Origin of the sequence: Escherichia sp. E4702 (assembly GCF_963883545.1) — a bacterium.
Lineage (GTDB): Bacteria > Pseudomonadota > Gammaproteobacteria > Enterobacterales > Enterobacteriaceae > Escherichia.
Map to the genome: position 1 here is coordinate 155676 of NZ_CAWORF010000005.1, position 20713 is coordinate 176388.

The 20713-nt window shown below is 50.4% G+C and carries 18 protein-coding genes; 13 read left to right on the plus strand and 5 right to left on the minus strand.

The annotated features are described in order from the left end of the window. Positions 1-2: 2 nt before the first annotated feature. From AACU94_RS02100 to fucO, 6 genes are all read left to right on the plus strand, one after another. Positions 3-986: an ABC transporter permease gene (locus AACU94_RS02100; RefSeq protein ID WP_135488847.1), complete on the plus strand. Its 984-nt coding sequence runs from the start codon at positions 3-5 to the stop codon at positions 984-986. A 73-nt stretch (positions 987-1059) separates the two neighbouring features. After that, positions 1060-2010 carry an ABC transporter substrate-binding protein gene (locus tag AACU94_RS02105; protein ID WP_135488848.1) on the plus strand — a complete coding sequence of 317 codons (951 nt, stop codon included), beginning with the start codon at positions 1060-1062 and terminating at the stop codon, positions 2008-2010. Positions 2011-2063: 53 nt separating this feature from the next. After that, a complete protein-coding gene (locus AACU94_RS02110; RefSeq protein WP_130258138.1) occupies positions 2064-3644 on the plus strand; it encodes an FGGY-family carbohydrate kinase in 1581 nt (526 codons plus the stop codon). 64 nt (positions 3645-3708) lie between these two features. Further along, positions 3709-4707, plus strand: a complete 999-nt coding sequence (locus AACU94_RS02115; RefSeq protein ID WP_130221504.1) for a LacI family DNA-binding transcriptional regulator — start codon at positions 3709-3711, stop codon at positions 4705-4707. Between the two features lie 133 nt (positions 4708-4840). Continuing rightward, entirely contained in the window at positions 4841-5488 is a 648-nt protein-coding gene (gene fucA, locus AACU94_RS02120; RefSeq protein ID WP_130221505.1) for an L-fuculose-phosphate aldolase, read from the plus strand. A 27-nt stretch (positions 5489-5515) separates the two neighbouring features. Further along, positions 5516-6664: a lactaldehyde reductase gene (gene fucO / locus AACU94_RS02125; RefSeq protein WP_135488892.1), complete on the plus strand. Its 1149-nt coding sequence runs from the start codon at positions 5516-5518 to the stop codon at positions 6662-6664. A gap of 104 nt (positions 6665-6768) precedes the next feature. Here fucO and xni read toward each other — a convergent pair whose 3' ends face one another. The 5 genes from xni to queF form a co-directional block, all read right to left on the minus strand. Then, positions 6769-7524, minus strand: a complete 756-nt coding sequence (gene xni, locus AACU94_RS02130) for a flap endonuclease Xni (RefSeq protein WP_135488849.1) — start codon at positions 7522-7524, stop codon at positions 6769-6771. A 284-nt stretch (positions 7525-7808) separates the two neighbouring features. Beyond that, a complete protein-coding gene (sdaB, locus tag AACU94_RS02135) occupies positions 7809-9176 on the minus strand; it encodes an L-serine ammonia-lyase II (protein WP_130207700.1) in 1368 nt (455 codons plus the stop codon). Between the two features lie 57 nt (positions 9177-9233). Next, entirely contained in the window at positions 9234-10523 is a 1290-nt protein-coding gene (gene sdaC / locus AACU94_RS02140; RefSeq protein WP_064528228.1) for an HAAAP family serine/threonine permease SdaC, read from the minus strand. Between the two features lie 557 nt (positions 10524-11080). Beyond that, positions 11081-12445 carry a nucleotide 5'-monophosphate nucleosidase PpnN gene (gene ppnN / locus AACU94_RS02145; protein WP_130214553.1) on the minus strand — a complete coding sequence of 455 codons (1365 nt, stop codon included), beginning with the start codon at positions 12443-12445 and terminating at the stop codon, positions 11081-11083. 111 nt (positions 12446-12556) lie between these two features. Continuing rightward, positions 12557-13405: an NADPH-dependent 7-cyano-7-deazaguanine reductase QueF gene (gene queF, locus AACU94_RS02150; RefSeq protein WP_135488850.1), complete on the minus strand. Its 849-nt coding sequence runs from the start codon at positions 13403-13405 to the stop codon at positions 12557-12559. A gap of 67 nt (positions 13406-13472) precedes the next feature. Here queF and syd point away from each other — a divergent pair, with 67 nt between their 5' ends. The 7 genes from syd to gudD all read left to right on the plus strand — a co-directional run bounded on the left by syd (position 13473) and on the right by gudD (position 20708). Next, entirely contained in the window at positions 13473-14018 is a 546-nt protein-coding gene (gene syd, locus AACU94_RS02155; RefSeq protein WP_130214549.1) for a SecY-interacting protein, read from the plus strand. A gap of 621 nt (positions 14019-14639) precedes the next feature. Further along, a complete protein-coding gene (locus tag AACU94_RS02160) occupies positions 14640-14969 on the plus strand; it encodes a YqcC family protein (RefSeq protein WP_135405613.1) in 330 nt (109 codons plus the stop codon). Further along, positions 14969-15751, plus strand: a complete 783-nt coding sequence (gene truC / locus AACU94_RS02165; RefSeq protein WP_135488851.1) for a tRNA pseudouridine(65) synthase TruC — start codon at positions 14969-14971, stop codon at positions 15749-15751. Before AACU94_RS02160 ends, truC begins: the two co-directional genes overlap by 1 nt. Positions 15752-15768: 17 nt before the next feature. Beyond that, a complete protein-coding gene (locus tag AACU94_RS02170; RefSeq protein ID WP_130207688.1) occupies positions 15769-16218 on the plus strand; it encodes a flavodoxin in 450 nt (149 codons plus the stop codon). A gap of 434 nt (positions 16219-16652) precedes the next feature. Then, positions 16653-18005, plus strand: a complete 1353-nt coding sequence (gudP, locus tag AACU94_RS02175; protein ID WP_042096643.1) for a galactarate/glucarate/glycerate transporter GudP — start codon at positions 16653-16655, stop codon at positions 18003-18005. Between the two features lies 1 nt (position 18006). Continuing rightward, on the plus strand, positions 18007-19347 hold the full coding sequence (locus AACU94_RS02180) for an enolase C-terminal domain-like protein (protein WP_135488852.1): 1341 nt from the start codon (positions 18007-18009) through the stop codon (positions 19345-19347). A gap of 20 nt (positions 19348-19367) precedes the next feature. Then, positions 19368-20708 carry a glucarate dehydratase gene (gene gudD / locus AACU94_RS02185; protein WP_135488853.1) on the plus strand — a complete coding sequence of 447 codons (1341 nt, stop codon included), beginning with the start codon at positions 19368-19370 and terminating at the stop codon, positions 20706-20708. The last annotated feature ends 5 nt before the right edge of the window (positions 20709-20713 follow it).

Sequence of the window (20713 nt, forward strand, 5' to 3'; positions counted from 1 at the left end):
TTATGACTATCTCTGTAACCTCTCCAGACAGTAATAATAAGAGAATAAAGATAAATAAAGAACTTTTGATGCGCCTTGCGCCTCTTTTTAGTTTAATTATATTAGTGCTGTTTTTTAGTTTCAGTTCTCCCTTTTTCTTTAATACCGAAAATATCATGACGATTGCTCTACAAACGTCGGTAATCGGCATTATGGCCATTGGGGTAACTTTCGTCATTATTACCGCTGGCATCGATCTTTCATTGGGCTCCGTGGTGGCTTTTTCTGGTGTCGCCGTAGGTATTTGCGCCACGCTGGGCCTGCCGCTGCCTGTGTGTATTATTGCTGGTGTTTTGGCCGGTGGATTGTGCGGCTATGTGAATGGTTTGTTGGTCACTAAAATGACCATTCCACCGTTTATCGCTACGTTGGGCCTGATGATGTCCGTCAGAGGTATCAATATGGTGATGACTGACGGGCGCGCCATCTATTTTGCAGATTACCCGATGTTCAAAACGCTCGCTCAGGGACGCTTATTTGATGTGCTGCCTTATCCTGTTTTCTACCTTGTCATTGTAGCGCTTGTCGGCGCTTACATCCTGAAGAAAACCGTCATTGGTCGCTATGTCTATGCCGTAGGCAGTAATGAAGTTGCTGCTCATCTTTCTGGTATTAAAGTTCAGCGCGTGAAAATTTTCGTCTATGCCTTCTGTGGATTATTAACGGGGATTGCAGGTGTCATTCTGGCATCTCGTCTCAACTCCGGACAACCGACGGTAGGTGTGGGTTACGAACTGGAAGCTATTGCCGCGGTAGTGATCGGCGGAACCAGCTTAATGGGCGGTATTGGCACTATTGGCGGCACAATCATTGGCGCTTTCATTATGAGTGTATTGAAGAATGGCCTCAATTTAATGGGCGTCTCCCAGTTCTGGCAAATGGTCGCGATGGGCGTAGTTGTAGTCGCTGCCGTTTACCTCGATACATTACGCAAAAAGATTCGTTGACTTAGGCTCCCTGTTTTATCGGGAAACAACTGCCCTGACGTTAAGGGTGATTCACTCAGAACGGAGTACAACAATGAAAACCAGGCATTTTATCTATGCGTTATCTCTGCTGGCTTGCGTAAGTTCCAGCGCACTGGCTAAGGATTTAAATCTTCCGGTTGTTAGTAAAGGTTTCCAACATGAATTCTGGCAAACCGTAAAAATGGGAACTGAAGCTGCGGCTAAAGAGTTGGGGGATAAAACCAGCTATGTTGGCCCGGCTGATGAAACGCAAATAGCCGAGCAAATTCAGTTAGTCGAAAATGCGATGGCGCAGAAACCGAATGGCTTGCTTCTGGCAGCCCTCGACGCGAATGCGCTCGCCCCACTGGTAGAAACGGCAAATTCACGCGGTATCAAAGTGGTGACCTTTGATTCAGGCATCAATTCAGACATTCCGGTGAGTGTTGTCGCCACCAATAACCGTAAAGCAGGCGCTCAGGCAGCTGATGCCTTAGCCGCGCAGGTAAATAATAAAGGGAAAGTTGGGATTATCGCGCACGTTGCAGGAACATCTTCCGCTATTGAACGCTCGGAAGGCTTCATGGAGCGTATGAAAGAAAAATATCCTGACATCAAAGTATTATCCGTTCAGTACAGCGATGGTGACCCGCAAAAAGCGATGGATAAAACTATCGATATGATTCAGGCCAATCCCGATCTTGCTGGGATCTATGGCACCAATGAAGGTTCAACGCTCGGGGTGGCGAATGCCATTGATAGCCAGAATCTGAAAGGTAAGGTGAAAGTCATTGGTTTTGATAGTACGGAAGCGATTATTAACTTCCTGAAGAACGGCGTCATTCAGGGCTTTGTTGTTCAGGATGCATACCAGATTGGCTATCAAGGGATCAAAACGTTGAACGCGGCCCTTTCGGGGCAAGCCGTTGAAAAAGAGATCGATATTCCCGTGAAATTTGTTAATGCCGAGAATATTAACACGCCAGAAATCGACAAACTCCTGCACCCATTCGGTAAGAAATAAAAAAATTGGGGATGAATTTTCATCCCCGTTATCTCCAGCGTCAGGGAGGCTTTATGCACAACGGTTATTTTCTCGGTGTCGATGTCGGATCGGCCAGTGTCAGGGCAGGCGTTTACAGTGCCAGTGGCCACAGGCTGGCATTCGCTACTGCGCCCGTCTCCCAGTTTCGCCCTGGCGGCGAGCGTGTCGAACAGTCTTCGGCGGAGATCTGGCAACAAGTTTGTAAAACGGTGAAAGAGGCGACAGCTTTGGCAGGCATCCCCATTTCCGCAATTCGCTCACTGGGTTTTGACGCTACCTGCTCGCTGGTTGTTCTTGATGAACAAGGCCAGGGTTTAGCGGTTTCGCCCGGTGGATCTGCGAATCACGACATTATTATGTGGATGGATCATCGTGCAACTGTCGAGACGGCACAGATTAACGCAACGAAGGATCCCGCATTGCGCTACGTTGGCGGCGAAGTGAGCGTCGAGATGGAGTTACCAAAGTTACGTTGGTTGAAGACGCATCTACCGCAAACCTGGCAGGCCGCTCATCGCTTTTTCGATCTGGCGGATTTTCTGGTCTGGAAAGCAACAGGGCGAGACGTCGCGGGATTGTGCACGCTAACGTGTAAATGGAATTATCTGGCCCATGAACAACGCTTTAGCCATAGCTTACTGGAATCGGTAGACCTGACCGACATGCTCGAAAGAATTCCCGCCGAAATTCTTCCGCCTGGCGCTGCCGTGGGAACTTTAACTGCCACAGCTGCTGAAGAATTAGGATTAACGACCAATGTTATCGTGGCCAGTGGTTTGATTGATGCCCATGCCGGTGGCATGGCGCTGGCTGGCGCGCAGCCATCAGGAACGCTGGCATTGATAAGCGGAACGTCGAATTGCCATATGTTGTGCAGTGAAAAAGAAATATTCACCCCTGGCGTCTGGGGGCCATACTGGTCGGCTATGTTGCCAAATTACTGGCTAACTGAAGGCGGGCAAAGCGCCGCAGGGGCGCTGGTGGAGTGGACGCTTCAGGAGTCCGGGGCAAGCGCAAATCTTTTTAACAAGGCGCAGCAACGCGGGTGTCATCCGATTCAACTGATTAATGAATGGGTAGCCGCCCTGGAAGCTAACGAGTCAGAACCCACACGAAATTTACATGTGCTTGCCGATCATCACGGCAACCGTTCGCCACGAGCGCGGCCCGATGCCAGAGGCAGTGTTTATGGTTTAACACTGGAGCGTGGTGAAAATCAGCTCGCGCGGCTTTATCTTGCGACTTTACAGGCAATAGCCTTTGGCACCAGACATATTATTGAAACTCTCAGGGAAAATGGGCATACCATTACCCGATTAACATTATGTGGTGGTGCAACGCACAACCCTTTATGGCTACGCGAATATGCAGACGTGACAGGCTGCGATATCCACCTGATGCAAGAAGAAGATGCCGTTACGTTGGGCGCAGCAATTAGCGGCGCTGTTGCCAGCGGCGCATGGGGGGATTTTACATCTGCGTGTAAAGCAATGGTTGAAGCCGGAGAGGTTATTCAGGTAAATCCACAACGCCGTGAATTTTTAGAGCGTAAATACCGGGTTTACCTGACGCTTTGGGAGCAACAACAGGCGGTTAACCAACTGATGCAATAAGACAAAAGTTGAAAATACTTTTATGATTGTGATTTGACGTCTGGATGTTAACTGGGAAATACCTATGGCTAAAACAGTAGAGCAGATAGCCAGCGACCTGAATTTATCGGTTACGACCGTGCGACTGGTGCTAAATGGAAAAGCGGAACAATATCGAATCAGCGTCAAAACCCAAACGCGTATCAATGAATATGTTGAACGCTATGGTTATATCATTAATCATTCCGCTCGCAGCCTTAAACTTAACAAAACTGATACATTAGGGTTGATTGTTCCCAACATATCCAACGTCTTTTTTGCTACGCTGGCAGAAAAACTCGAACAACGCTGTCGACGTTCCGGATATCAACTTACGATCAGTTGTACTTATGATGATGTTGACTATGAAAATAAATTGACGAAAGCATTTATCGCACGAAATGTAGATGGTCTTTTTATTGTTCCTTCGACGCTGGAAAATCAGCAGCATCATTTACGCAAAATTCGTAAGCCAATGGTTTTACTCGATCGTGATTTTAAATATACCGATAACGCATTGGTAGAGAGTAATAATATTTCTGGCGGAGAAAAGCTGACGCAAAATATTCTTGAGGCCGGGCAGGCTCCAGTATGGTTTTTGCTGGGAGATGCCGGTTTGCCGAGTATCAGCGATCGTCTGGCAGGTTATTTGAATGCGTTGGCAAAAAAAGGGATTACCCATCGCGATTGGGTGCGGGAAGGCCCGGTAAATACTCCGGAAGGCGGCTATGTCATTATGGAAAAACTCATTGAAGAGCAGGGATGCCCGCAGGCATTTATCGCCTCGTCTTTACCTGTACTTGAAGGCGCTGTCCGCGCGATTCGCGACCGTCTTGGCGCTGTACCGCCAGAAATCAATATTGGCACTTTCGATGAACATCCCATGCTGGGATTTCTCGCCAACAATGTCTGGTCAATGCAGCAGGATGAAAATGCCTGGGCAGAAAAAGCGTTCGAAATGATGTTAAGCGCGATCGAAGAAAGACCAGTCAAAAAAACAGTCAAAGTAGAAATGAAATTAATTAAGCGCATAAGAAAAAAATAATAATCGCCAAAAGATAATCAGGCTATTGAACAATGATATTCAGTGGCCTCCCCTTACTAAAAATAACCCCGTCTTCATTTGCGGTGCTGTTTTACGCAACAAGGCGAGCTGGAACTGTATCTGGAGAATAAAGATGGAAAGAACACGTTTATCCCGTGAAATAATTGAAACCTGTCTGGAAATGACGCGCCTTGGGTTAAATCAGGGGACTGCGGGGAATGTCAGCACACGTTTTGAAAACGGCATGTTGATTACTCCCAGCGGTATTCCTTATGAAAGAATGACGGAGAATATGATTGTCTATGTTGATGGCAACGGCAAATACGAAGAAGGTAAGATTCCTTCCAGCGAATGGCGTTTCCATATGGCGGCCTATCAAAGCAGACCAGATGCCAACGCGGTTGTTCACAATCATGCCGTTCACTGCACGGCAGTTTCCATTCTTAACCGACCGATCCCCGCTATTCACTACATGATTGCGGCGGCTGGGGGTAATTCTATTCCTTGCGCGCCTTATGCGACCTTTGGAACACGCGAACTTTCTGAACATGTTGCGCTGGCTCTCAAAAATCGTAAGGCAACTTTGTTACAACATCATGGGCTTATCGCTTGTGAGGTGAATCTGGAAAAAGCGTTATGGCTGGCGCATGAAGTTGAAGTGCTGGCGCAACTTTACCTGACGACCCTGGCGATTACGGACCCGGTGCCAGCGCTGAGCGATGAAGAGATTGCCGTAGTGCTGGAGAAATTCAAAACCTATGGGTTACGGATTGAAGAGTAATTTCGTAAAGCAACAAGGAGAAGGATGATGGCTAACAGAATGATTCTGAACGAAACGGCATGGTTTGGTCGGGGTGCTGTTGGGGCTTTAACCGATGAGGTGAAACGCCGTGGTTATCAGAAGGCGCTGATCGTCACCGATAAAACGCTGGTGCAATGCGGCGTGGTGGCGAAAGTGACCGATAAGATGGATGCTGCAGGGCTGGCATGGGCGATTTACGACGGTGTAGTGCCCAACCCAACAATTACTGTCGTCAAAGAAGGGCTCGGTGTATTCCAGAATAGCGGCGCGGATTACCTGATCGCTATTGGTGGTGGTTCTCCACAGGATACTTGTAAAGCGATTGGCATTATCAGCAACAACCCGGAGTTTGCCGATGTGCGTAGCCTGGAAGGGCTTTCCCCGACCAATAAACCCAGCGTACCGATTCTGGCAATCCCCACCACAGCAGGCACTGCGGCAGAAGTGACCATTAACTACGTGATCACTGACGAAGAAAAACGGCGCAAGTTTGTTTGCGTTGATCCGCATGATATCCCGCAGGTGGCGTTTATTGATGCTGACATGATGGATGGTATGCCTCCAGCGCTGAAAGCTGCGACGGGTGTCGATGCGCTCACTCATGCTATTGAGGGGTATATTACCCGTGGCGCGTGGGCGTTAACCGATGCGCTGCACATTAAAGCGATTGAAATCATTGCTGGGGCGCTGCGAGGATCGGTTGCTGGTGATAAGGATGCCGGAGAAGAAATGGCGCTCGGGCAGTATGTTGCGGGTATGGGCTTCTCGAATGTTGGGTTAGGGTTGGTGCATGGTATGGCGCATCCACTGGGCGCGTTTTACAACACTCCACACGGTGTTGCGAACGCCATCCTGTTACCGCATGTCATGCGCTATAACGCTGACTTTACCGGTGAGAAGTACCGCGATATCGCGCGCGTTATGGGCGTGAAAGTGGAAGGTATGAGCCTGGAAGAGGCGCGTAATGCCGCTGTTGAAGCGGTGTTTGCTCTCAACTGTGATGTCGGTATTCCGCCACATTTGCGTGATGTTGGTGTACGCAAGGAAGACATTCCGGCACTGGCGCAGGCGGCACTGGATGATGTTTGTACCGGTGGCAACCCGCGTGAAGCAACGCTTGAGGATATTGTAGAGATTTACCATACCGCCTGGTAAATGCGCTGATGTGATAATGCCGGATGCGACGCTAGCCGCGTCTTATCCGGCATATAAGTGCATTAAATTCAATGTGTTGATAATCGTTTGCATCCGGCACGCCGTTACCGTACCAACCGCAATTGCTGTAAATTGCCGTCGATATGCAAATCAGTCTGTAAGCGGGCGATATCACGGCACAGGAACGCCATCTCTTTATGGGCTTCTAATTTCTTGCGCCACTTTTCGGCAACCACTTCCAGATTCTCATAGATCCCTTCCAGACTCTGAAACTCGACCAGCAACTGCGTGGCGCTTTTGGGCCCAATTCCCGCAACGCCTGGCACCTTTGAACTGCTGATCCCCGCTAGCCCCCAGTAATCGGGCAATTGCTGCGGTTGAACGCCAAATTCTTTATCGATAAACGGTGCATCCAGCCAGCGTTTCTGGAAGTAATCGCGAATACGTAATGTAGGTGAAAGTAGCTGACAGTAGCCTTTATCTGTCGAAATGATGGTTGCCTGATGCCCGGCCTGTGTCACTTTGACCGCCAGCGTGGCAGCTAAGTCATCGGCTTCGTTGCCACTGGCTGACCAGCACGGGACACCGCGTTGCTCAAAGGCTGCGCGTAACGCGGGCATTTCGTTGTGCAACTCTTCCGGCATTGGCGGGCGACCCGCTTTGTAATCAGGCAGGCGCTGATGACGCCAGCCGCTACTGCGGTTTTCATCATCAAAAACGGCGACGGCGTGGGTCGGCTGGCTGTGCATAATAAGTTGATCAAGGGCGTGCTGGCAGGTTTCGACACAGAGTGACCCCTGCACGGCATGAATGCGACGAATAAGATTCAGTGCATCGACGATAAGCAAATGAACAGCCACAATATTCCCCCTTAAAGATCAGGCGATAAGGGTAACATTGGTCACCGGAACAGGCTACGACTGGATGAGAAAACAGGAAGAGGGCTCGCAAAACGAGATCTGATATTGATGACAACGCCAAATTGCTTGATGCGCTACGCTTATCATGCCTACAAAAGAATCGCAATCTATTGAATTTGCGCTGTTTTGTAGGTCGGATGAGGCATTTACGCCGCATCCGACATAAACAACAGGCACATTCTCAACAATGTGAGGCCTCGCAAAACGAGGCCTCTGGAGAACGATTAATCGCAGGCAACGATCTTCATCGCCAGGCCGCCGCGAGAGGTTTCGCGGTACTTGGCGTTCATGTCTTTACCTGTTTCGTACATGGTTTCGATAACTTTATCGAGGCAGACGCGCGGTTCGCTGGTACGGCGCAGTGCCATACGCGCGGCGTTCACCGCTTTTACTGCCGCAATGGCGTTACGCTCGATGCACGGTACCTGTACCTGTCCAGCAACCGGGTCACACGTCAGGCCGAGGTTATGCTCCATAGCGATTTCCGCCGCGATGCACACCTGCGCCGGGCTTGCGCCTAATAGTTCTGCCAGACCAGCCGCCGCCATTGAGCACGCTACGCCAACTTCACCCTGGCAACCCACTTCGGCACCAGAAATCGACGCGTTCATCTTATAAAGAGAACCAATGGCGCTGGCTACCAGCAGGTAACGAGCCAGTGAGTTAGCGTTCACTTCGCGGATAAACTTGTCGTAGTACGCCAGCACTGCCGGGATAATCCCGCACGCACCGTTAGTCGGCGCAGTCACCACACGACCGCCCGCAGCGTTCTCTTCGTTCACTGCCAGTGCGAACATGTTGATCCAGTCAACAACCGCCATCGGGTCAGTGGTGGTTTTATCCTGGCTGACCAGCATCCGGCGCAGTGCCGCGGCACGACGTGGAACGCGCAGTTTGCCTGGCAACACGCCTTCGGTGGAAATACCGCGTTCAATACCGCCACGCATCACTTCCCAGACGTTCGCCAGGTGCTGTTCCAGCTCTTCTTTACTGTGCAGCGCCAGCTCGTTTTTCATCATCAGACCAGAGAGTGACAGCCCGGTTTCCTGGCAATGTTTTTGCAGATCGGCAGCAGAACTGTACGGATATGGAACTTCAACCGGTGCGCTATCCTGCTGGCCAAAATGCTCTTCATCAACGATAAAGCCACCGCCGATGGAGTAATACGTCTGGCTGTAAACAACTTTATCGCCCGCCAGCGCGGTAATGCGCATGCCATTCTCATGCAGAGAAAGGTTATCGGCATGGAAGTTCATGCATTCATCAACCGGAAACTCGACTTCGTGCTGACCGTTTGCCAGCATCAGGCGACCGTGAGTATTCACATCCTGAATAAAACCAGGGATGGAATCGATATCCACGGTATCCGGCAGATTCCCTGCCAGGCCCATAATAATGGCGATATCAGTGTGATGCCCTTTGCCGGTCAGAGAGAGCGAACCATAGACGTCAACCACCACGCGGGTCACGTCTTTAAGCAGGTTACGGGCAATCAGATCGTCGGTAAATTGTTTACCCGCTTTCATTGGTCCAACGGTATGAGAACTGGAAGGGCCAATGCCGATTTTGAAAATATCGAATACGCTAATCATAGGAAATACATCGCGTTAAAACGGAGGAAGCGCCGCCCGAAAGCGGCGCGAAAGGACTTAGCTGAACAGAGAGTAGAAGATTGCGGAGATTGCAATCAGACCCATCACGACAACGAATACGTTGCTGATGTGACCGCTGTACTTACGCATTGCCGGTACTTTCTGAATGGCGTACATCGGCATCAGGAACAGGATCATTGCGATGATTGGGCCGCCCAGGGTTTCAATCATACCCAGGATGCTCGGGTTCAGGGTGGCAACAATCCAGGTCGTTACCAGCATGAACAGCGCAGTGATACGGTTCAGCTTGTTGATTTCGATAGACTTACCTTTACCACGCAGTGATTTGATCACCATACCGTTGAAGCCTTCACGTGCGCCCAGGTAGTGGCCCAGGAAGGATTTGGTGATAGCGATAATCGCGATAATCGGAGCCATCCACGCGATGATCGGCGCGTTAAAGTGGTTAGCCAGGTAAGACAGAATCGAGATGTTCTGCTCTTTAGCCGCAGCCAGGTCTGCCGGAGTCAGGCTCAGTACGCAGCTGAATACGAAGAACATTACGGTCAGCACCATCATGATGTGAGCGAATGCCAGGATCTTCGAGCATTTCTGTTCAGCCATATCGCCGTACTCTTCACGTTTCGCAACGGCGAAAGAAGAGATGATCGGAGAGTGGTTGAACGAGAACACCATTACCGGAATTGCCAGCCACAGGGTCATCCACAGACCGTTTCCGGTTGCAGATGCAGTGTCCAGAGACAGAGTTTCCAGTGCTGCGCCGTTCCACTGCGGGATCAGGTACAGAGCCAGCAGCATCAGTACGCCAACAAACGGGAATACCAGAATACTCATCGCCTTAACGATCATCTGCTCACCGAAGCGAACGATGGTCATCATACCCACGATCAGGATCAGTGACAGAATCGCACGCGGCGGCGGCGTCATACCCAGCTGGTGAGACATGAAGCTTTCAACCGTGTTGGTGATTGCCACGCTGTAAACCAGCAGAATCGGGTAGATAGCGAAGAAGTAGAGCAGGGTAATCAGTTTACCTGCGCCAATACCAAAGTGTTCTTCTACTACCTCGGTGATGTCTTCGCCTGGGTTTTTACCAGACAGCACGAAGCGAGTCAGGCCACGATGCGCAAAGTACGTCATCGGGAACGCAAGGATAGCCATGATGATCAGCGGGATCATACCGCCAACACCGGCGTTGATTGGCAGGAACAGCACGCCCGCGCCGATTGCCGTGCCGTAAAGGCCCAGCATCCACATGGTATCTGTCTTGCGCCAGGCACTGCGAGAGTCTTTCGACGCAATCGTGCTGGTTTGAGTCGTTTCCATCTATTTCTCCTGGAGGAATGCAAATAATTCAGCTTTTAGCCAGTTCAGCCCGGGAAGGTGCCTGGCCGTAAAATGAAATCTGTCTATCGGCGATGGCTTAATCATTTTCCGCCGTAATAATTTGAGGGCGGAAAGATACACACAAGTTATGTATCTATCAGTGATCTTGATCTCAAATACAATAATCTACTTGGAAGATAGATAATCCCAACGCTTTACTCTGTAAATCAAAAGTAAAAGAGAATTTAAGGGCAATATTTGGCAGATTAACGACATCTGGCCTCTTCCGGGGCGCGCAATATATGTAGGTTGAACTGCAAAAATCAATACTTTTAGTTAATGATTGCAAGATTTTCTTTTTTGCGGAGATAAAATGCGGTCTTCAAATGAAGGGAAACGTTTGCGCTACAACATAAATTGTATGACATATTGTAGGTGGTGATATTAATGACATGATGGCGCACAGAAACATTCATATAACAAATGAAATAGATTGATTAGTGAGCGACCAAAAAAAGAGAAAAACCCGGCAACAAACGTTACCGGGGAAGGGGGAATTAGGTGCAGATTTCGTAGCAAGGGATGTAGGCAGAACCTGGTAACTTCATACGATGTTGGGCAACAAACCCCTGAAGCAGGTCGTCCATACGGCGCATGATCTCTTTATCACCGTTGATTTTATATGGCCCAAACTCTTCAATAGCGCGAATACCGACTTCTTTTACGTTCCCCGCCACAATGCCAGAAAATGCACGACGCAGGTCGGCAGCCAGCACTTCAACGGGCTGATCCGGGTAAAGCTTCAGATTAGCCATATTCTCGTGAGACGGCTCAAACGGCATTTGCAAATCTGGCGTAATACGCATTGACCAGTTAAAGCTGTAGGCATCGCCCGTATCGCGACGGTTTTCTTTCACCTGCGCCATCGCTTTTTTCATCTGACGGGCTACTTCTGCAGCGTCATCAATGATGATGCGATAATGGCGGCGCGCGTTTTCTCCCAACGTATGCACGACAAACTCGTCCAGTACGCGGAAGTAATCAGCACTCTCTTTCGGGCCGGTGAGGATCAATGGCAAGACCTGATCTTTGTTGGCCGGATTCATTAAAATTCCCAGCAAATACAGTAGCTCTTCCGCTGTACCCACACCGCCTGGGAAGATAATGATGCCGTGGGCGATACGGACAAACGCTTCCAGACGTTTTTCGATATCCGGCATGATGATCAGTTCGTTAACCAGCGGGTTAGGCGGTTCAGCAGCGATAATCGATGGTTCAGTCATACCAATAAAACGGCTGTCTTTGTAACGCTGTTGGGCGTGTCCGACCGCCGCGCCTTTCATCGGTGCTTCCATCGCGCCTGGGCCACAGCCAGTGCAGATATTTAACTCACGCAGCCCCAACTGATTACCAACGCGACGGGCATACAAATACTCGTTTTCGTTGATGGAGTGACCACCCCAGCACACCACCATATTGGGCGCTTCGCCCACGTGCAGCGCGCGAGCATTGCGCAAGATAGAAAAGACCAGGTTGGTAATATGAACAGAGTTGTCGAGATTCAGATTTGGAAAACGAACGGTGTTATGGATTTGCCCATAGACGAAGAGAATGTCGCGCAGGACAGCGAACAAGTTGGCCTGCAAGGCGCGAATGATACGCCCATCGACAAAAGCTTCTTCCGGGGGATTGATCAGTTCTAACTTCACGCCGCGTTCACGGCGTAGCACGTTAATGTCGAAATTTTCAAAACGGGACAGCAATTCTTTGCTGTTATCGGTGAGGCTACCGGAGTTCAGAACAGCGAGTGAACAGTTGCGAAATAGTTGATAGAGGTCGCTGCTGGCGGTGCGTTTAAGCATGTCCACTTCCAACTGCGACAACATATCCATGGAGCCAAGCGGGCTAATATGTGTAATCAAGAAAAACTCCTTATGGGACGATTATCGTCATTCCCTTTGATTACAATAGCCCTGCCTGATGACCTTTCACAACCTTATGCGTGAATCCAGCACGCAAAATTGAGAAAAATTTTATTGCCGTGCCAGACGGGTTGTCGATGGGACAAAATCACAGTTACTGCGCCACGGGTTAATGTCCAGACCGCCACGACGGGTATAACGTGCGTAAACACTTAATTTCTCGGGCTGGCAGAAGCGTAACAGGTCATTAAAAATGCGTTCTACGCACTGTTCATGGAACTCGTTATGATGACGGAAAGAAACCAGATAACGCAGCAGTTTTTCCCTGTCAATCTTGCGTCCACGATACTGAATCTGGATAGACCCCCAGTCTGGTTGATGAGTAATCAGGCAGTTTGATTTCAGCAGGTGGCTAACGAGTGTTTCTTCCACCACTTTCTCGCCGCTGGTGGCATTCTCAAGATAGTCAGTGGTGAATTCATAGTTATCGATAGCGATATCCTGCTCATCAATGCTGGTGCCGTTGAAATGCCCCACCGGCTGGCCTTCCAGTTCATCAAGACGATATAACGCCACGCTAACGTTACCCTGGGCGCAAGTGCTTAAGTCGCGCTCCAGCGTCTGGCGCACTTCCTCCCAATTGTTAAAGCGTGTCTGGTTAAAGCTGTTGAGATAGAGCTTAAAACTCTTCGACTCAATGAGATTTACGCTGGTGTAATCAAGTTCAACATGACCCACGGCAACCTGCGGCAAACCTTTCGCATTCAGCCAGGAGAGTTCATATAGCGTCCAGATATCCGTACCGTGAAAAGGCAGATTATCTGCTTTCAGGCCCAGCGGATCGCGATTCAAACTACGTGGAACGCCTTGTAGCAGGCTGGCGTCATAGGTATCCCGGTAATCGGTTGATTTTCCAAGAGTCAGGCCCGCAAGTGCCTGATGGTTTGCATAAGAAGACATGTTTCACCGTCATAAACCAGATAAACTAAACGACAAGTGTATCTGGTTTAAGTGAAGAGAGAAATTAGTGGACGAATTGACCGCACAAGCCTTGAGAGATTTTACCACGCGTTACTGCGATGCCTGGCACGAACAGCACAATAGTTGGCCGTTAAGCGAGGAGCTGTATGGCGTTCCTTCACCGTGCATTATTTCAACCACTAATGATGCTGTGTTCTGGCAACCGCAGCCGTTTAGCGGTGAGCAAAATGTAAACGCGGTTGAGCGTGCGTTTGATATTGTGATACAACCCGCAATTCATACCTTCTATACGACCCAGCTTGCCGGGGATATGCATGCGCAGTTTGGCGATATCAAACTGACATTACTGCAAACCTGGAGCGAAGATGACTTCCGCCGGGTGCAGGAAAACCTGATTGGACATCTGGTTACCCAGAAACGTCTGAAACTGCCCCCCACGTTATTTATCGCCACACTGGAAGAAGAGCTGGAAGTGATTTCGGTGTGTAATCTCTCTGGCGAAGTATGCAAAGAGACGCTGGGTACGCGGAATCGTACCCATTTAGCCTCAAATCTTGCGGAATTCCTTACGCAGCTTAAGCCTCTTCTGTAATCCAATTACCCCGTCTGGTTGTGAGAGATCTCTTACAGACCCTGTAGGAGATCGCCAGAAAGTAAGTGAATACTTAAAAAGATAAGAATCATATTTCTATTTTAAATCAATGAGTTGACTGAGTATCCTTAACTTTCGTATGAAATTTTCCTTAAGGCATTGTCTGTAAGCGCCTTGTAAGACTCAGTGAAAAAGACGATTCTATCTTCGTCGACAGGGAGTCAGACAACGAAGTGAACATCAGGATGATGACACTTCTAAAGGACACGCCAGGATGGTGTTTCAGGGAAAGGCTTCTGGATGAAGCGAAGAGGAAAACGCTGGATGCGTTAAAGGACACCTCCAGGACGGAGAATGAGAACCGGTCAGGATGATTCGGTGGGTCAGGAAGGCCAGGGACACTTCAGGATGAAGTATCACATCGGGGTGGTGTGAGCAGGAAGCATTAGTTCAGGATGAACGATTGGTCGCAAGGCCACAGGAAAAGTTGTCAAGGATGAGCAGGGAGCAACAAAAGTAGCTGGAATGCTGCGAAACGAACCGGGAGCACTGTTAATACAGTGCTCCCTTTTTTTATTCCTGCTATCCTTCGCGGCAGTTTTTTCTTCTTGAGGTTGTTTTATGACCACTCATGACCGCGTTCGTCTTCAGTTGCAGGCACTTGAAACATTACTGCGTGAACATCAGTACTGGCGGAGCGATGAACCGCAGCCGCATCAATTTAACAGTACCCAACCTTTCTTTATGGATACGATGGAGCCACTGGAGTGGTTGCAATGGGTACTGATCCCACGAATGCACGATCTCTTAGATAATAATCAGCCATTGCCAGGGGCTTTCGCCGTGGCGCCGTATTATGAAATGGCGCTGGCGACGGACCACCCCCAGCGCGCGCTTATTCTGGCGGAGCTGGAAAAACTGGATGCGCTTTTTGCGGATGATACAAACTGATGCTGGAAATACTCTACCAGGATGAATGGCTGGTTGCGGTTAACAAACCGTCTGGCTGGCTGGTTCACCGCAGCTGGCTGGATCGCGACGAAAAAGTGGTGGTCATGCAAACCGTACGTGACCAGATTGGTCAGCACGTGTTTACCGCGCATCGGCTGGACCGACCGACTTCCGGCGTATTGCTGATGGGATTATCCAGCGAGGCCGGACGGCTGTTAGCGCAACAGTTTGAACAGCACCAAATCCAGAAACGTTACCATGCGATTGTGCGTGGCTGGCTGATGGAAGAAGCGGTGCTGGATTATCCGCTGGTGGAAGAACTGGATAAAATCGCCGATAAGTATGCCCGCGAAGATAAAGGCCCGCAGCCAGCAGTGACGCATTATCGCGGTCTGGCGATGGTTGAAATGCCAGTCGCGACCGGGCGTTACCCGACGACACGCTACGGTCTGGTGGAACTGGAGCCGAAAACCGGACGCAAACATCAGCTTCGTCGCCATCTCGCCCATTTGCGCCATCCGATTATTGGCGACAGCAAACATGGCGATTTGCGCCAGAATCGCAGCGCGGCTGAACATTTTGGCCTCCATCGGTTGATGTTGCACGCCAGTCAGTTGTCATTGACGCATCCTTTTACTGGCGAGCCGCTGACTATCCACGCCGGTCTGGACGACACCTGGATGCAGGCATTATCACAATTTGGCTGGCGCGGTCTGCTTCCTGAAAATGAAAGGGTTGAGTTCAGCGCGCCATCGGGTCAGGATGATGAGATAAGTTCCTAATCCAGGGAGAAAACGGTATGGCGGAAATTGGTATTTTTGTAGGCACCATGTACGGGAATTCACTGCTAGTGGCCGAAGAAGCGGAAGCGATTCTGACCGCACAGGGCCACAAAGCAACGGTGTTTGAAGACCCAGAATTAAGCGACTGGTTACCCTATCAGGACAAGTATGTTCTGGTAGTTACGTCCACCACCGGGCAGGGCGACCTTCCTGATAGCATTGTGCCGCTCTTTCTGGGCATAAAGGATAACCTCGGTTTCCAGCCGAACCTGCGCTACGGCGTGATTGCGCTCGGCGACAGTAGTTATGTGAATTTCTGCAACGGTGGCAAACAGTTTGATGCTTTGTTACAGGAACAGAGCGCGCAGCGGGTAGGGGAAATGCTGCTGATCGATGCCAGTGAAACCCCGGAACCAGAAACGGAATCCAATCCGTGGGTTGAACAGTGGGGGACGCTGTTGCCCTGATTTGTTCAGCGATCGGCAAAATACCGTTTTAGCGGTGCTGAATCGAATCTTTTCAGGCAAATGCCTGTAAAAACTGCTTCTTAGCGCGGATTTTTACTGGCGTTTGCCTGGAGTCAAGCGATCTATTTCATACTCTTCTTTATTTCTCCGATTTAACCCTTCCTTTCTTGTTCTTGTTTTCATTTCCGTGAAGTGGATTCCACCGTCCAGGGCTAATGCCAAAATCGAGCCTCATTGAACGTATTAATGTTGTGTTGTTGCACGGTGAGCCGCTATGGCGCGCTTTTTATACTGCTATTGCCAGATATAAACACGCGCCGCATTCGGCGAACGACCTATAAAAACGGCAAAAACACCCTACGTCACCTCTGATTTCCTGGCGATGTCGCAGTCCAGAGTGAGCGTGGCTAACGCGAATTTTCAGGAGTGCAACAATGAGTTCTTTAAGTCAGGCTGCGAGCAGTGTGGAAAAACGCACGAATGCTCGTTACTGGATAGTGGTGATGCTGTTTATCGTCACATCTTTCAACTACGGCGATCGCGCTACGCTCTCGATCGCCGGTTCGGAAATGGCCAAAGATATCGGCCTTGATCCAGTGGGTATGGGCTATGTGTTCTCTGCTTTCTCATGGGCTTATGTTATTGGGCAGATCCCTGGCGGCTGGTTGCTGGATCGCTTTGGTTCAAAACGCGTCTACTTCTGGTCAATCTTTATCTGGTCGATGTTTACCTTGCTGCAAGGTTTCGTCGATATCTTTAGTGGATTCGGCATTATCGTTGCCCTGTTTACGCTGCGCTTCCTGGTCGGGCTTGCTGAAGCGCCATCTTTCCCTGGCAACAGCCGCATTGTTGCGGCCTGGTTTCCGGCGCAGGAAAGGGGAACGGCGGTGTCGATTTTTAACTCCGCCCAATACTTCGCAACGGTGATCTTCGCGCCGATTATGGGCTGGCTAACTCATGAAGTGGGCTGGTCACACGTCTTCTTCTTTATGGGCGGTCTGGGCATTGTCATCAGCTTTATCTGGTTGAAAGTCATCCACGAGCCAAACCAGCATCCGGGTGTAAATCAGAAAGAGCTGGAGTACATCGCCGCTGGCGGCGCGCTGATCAATATGGATCAGCAAAACACCAAAGTTAAAGTGCCGTTCAGCGTGAAGTGGGGGCAGATCAAACAGCTGCTCGGGTCGCGGATGATGATCGGTGTTTATATCGGTCAGTATTGTATCAACGCCCTGACTTACTTCTTTATTACCTGGTTCCCGGTTTATCTGGTGCAGGCGCGCGGGATGTCGATTCTGAAAGCGGGCTTTGTGGCTTCCGTTCCTGCTGTTTGTGGTTTTATCGGCGGCGTGCTGGGGGGGATTATTTCCGACTGGCTAATGCGCCGCACGGGCTCGCTGAACATTGCGCGTAAAACACCGATCGTGATGGGCATGTTGCTGTCGATGGTGATGGTGTTCTGTAACTACGTCGATGTTGAGTGGATGATCATCGGTTTCATGGCGTTGGCCTTCTTCGGTAAAGGCATCGGGGCGCTGGGTTGGGCGGTAATGGCAGATACTGCGCCGAAAGAGATTAGCGGTCTTTCCGGCGGCCTGTTCAATATGTTCGGTAACATTTCCGGTATCGTCACGCCAATCGCAATTGGTTATATCGTTGGCACGACTGGCTCCTTTAATGGGGCGCTGATTTATGTTGGGGTTCATGCCTTAATCGCGGTGCTGAGCTACCTGGTGCTGGTGGGCGATATTAAGCGTATCGAGCTGAAACCTGTCGCGGGGCAATAAGATGACGACACAATCCAGTCCAGTCATTACTGATATGAAAGTCATTCCGGTCGCCGGACATGACAGCATGTTGCTCAATATTGGTGGTGCACATAACGCATATTTCACCCGCAATATTGTGGTACTCACCGATAATGCCGGGCATACCGGCATTGGTGAAGCGCCGGGCGGAGAGGTGATTTATCAAACACTGGTCGAAGCTATTCCGATGGTGCTGGGCCAGGAAGTTGCGCGCCTGAATAAAGTGGTCCAGCAGGTGCATAAAGGTAATCAGGCCGCCGATTTTGATACCTTCGGCAAAGGTGCCTGGACCTTTGAATTGCGCGTTAACGCCGTGGCGGCGCTGGAAGCCGCTTTGCTTGACCTGTTAGGTAAGGCGCTGAATGTTCCGGTCTGTGAACTGCTTGGCCCAGGCAAGCAACGCGATGCTATTACCGTCCTCGGTTATCTGTTTTATATCGGCGATCGGACTAAAACCGATCTTCCTTATCTGGACAGTACGCCAGGCAACCATGAGTGGTATCAGTTGCGCCACCAGAAAGCGATGAACAGCGAAGCCGTTGTGCGTCTGGCGGAAGCCTCACAGGATCGCTATGGCTTTAAAGATTTCAAACTCAAAGGTGGCGTATTACCTGGCGAGCAAGAAATCGACACCGTTCGTGCATTGAAGAAACGCTTCCCTGATGCGCGGATTACCGTTGATCCCAACGGTGCCTGGCTACTTGATGAAGCCATTTCTCTATGCAAAGGGCTGAATGATGTTCTTACCTATGCCGAAGATCCATGCGGCGCAGAACAGGGTTTCTCCGGTCGCGAAGTGATGGCGGAGTTTCGGCGGGCGACCGGCTTGCCCGTCGCGACCAATATGATCGCCACCAACTGGCGTGAAATGGGTCATGCGGTGATGCTCAATGCAGTAGATATTCCACTTGCCGATCCGCACTTCTGGACGCTTTCCGGTGCAGTCCGCGTGGCGCAGCTTTGCGACGACTGGGGGCTGACCTGGGGCTGTCATTCCAACAACCACTTCGATATCTCTCTGGCGATGTTTACCCATGTGGGCGCGGCGGCACCAGGTAATCCCACCGCTATCGATACCCACTGGATTTGGCAGGAGGGCGATTGTCGCCTGACCAAAAATCCGCTGGAGATTAAAAACGGAAAAATTGCCGTTCCTGATGCGCCCGGCCTGGGCGTGGAACTGGACTGGGAACAGGTACAAAAGGCACATGAGGCCTATAAACGTCTGCCTGGCGGTGCGCGTAACGACGCAGGCCCGATGCAGTGCCTGATCCCCGGCTGGACCTTTGACCGTAAACGTCCCGTTTTCGGCCGTCATTGATTCTGAAAAAGGACATAAATATGAATTCTCAATTTACGACGCCTGTTGTTACTGAAATGCAGGTCATCCCGGTGGCGGGTCATGACAGTATGCTGATGAATCTGAGTGGCGCACACGCACCGTTCTTCACGCGTAATATTGTGATCATCAAATATAATTCTGGTCACACCGGCGTAGGGGAAATTCCCGGCGGCGAGAAAATCCGTAAAACGCTGGAAGATGCGATTCCGCTGGTGGTAGGTAAAACGCTGGGTGAATACAAAAACGTTCTGACGCTGGTGCGTAATACTTTTGCCGATCGTGATTCTGGCGGGCGTGGTTTACAGACTTTTGATCTGCGTACCACTATCCACGTGGTAACCGGGATCGAAGCGGCAATGCTGGATCTGCTTGGGCAACACCTTGGGGTTAACGTGGCATCCCTGCTGGGCGATGGTCAACAGCGTAGCGAAGTCGAAATGCTCGGTTATCTGTTCTTTGTCGGCAATCGCAAAGCCACACCGTTACCGTATCAAAGCCAGCCGGATGACAAATGCGACTGGTATCGTCTTCGTCACGAAGAAGCGATGACGCCGGATGCGGTGGTGCGCCTGGCGGAAGCGGCGTATGAAAAATATGGCTTCAACGATTTCAAACTGAAGGGCGGTGTACTGGCCGGGGAAGAAGAAGCCGAATCTATTGTGGCACTGGCGCAACGCTTCCCGCAGGCGCGTATTACGCTCGATCCTAACGGTGCCTGGTCGCTGAACGAAGCGATTAAAATTGGTAAATACCTGAAAGGTTCGCTGGCTTATGCAGAAGATCCGTGTGGTGCGGAGCAAGGTTTCTCCGGGCGTGAAGTGATGGCAGAGTTCCGTCGCGCAACTGGCCTGCCGACTGCAACCAATATGATAGCCACCGACTGGCGGCAGATGGGCCATACGCTCTCGTTACAATCCGTTGATATCCCGCTGGCGGATCCGCATTTCTGGACGATGCAGGGTTCGGTACGTGTGGCGCAAATGTGCCATGAATTTGGCCTGACCTGGGGTTCACACTCTAACAACCACTTCGATATTTCCCTGGCGATGTTTACCCATGTTGCCGCTGCTGCACCGGGTAAAATTACTGCTATTGATACGCACTGGATCTGGCAGGAAGGTAATCAGCGCCTGACCAAAGAGCCTTTTGAGATCAAAGGCGGTCTGGTACAAGTGCCAGAAAAACCGGGGCTGGGTGTAGAAATCGATATGGATCAAGTGATGAAAGCCCATGAGCTGTATCAGAAATACGGGCTTGGCGCGCGTGATGATGCGATGGGGATGCAGTACCTGATTCCTGGCTGGACGTTCGATAACAAGCGTCCGTGCATGGTGCGTTAAGACAG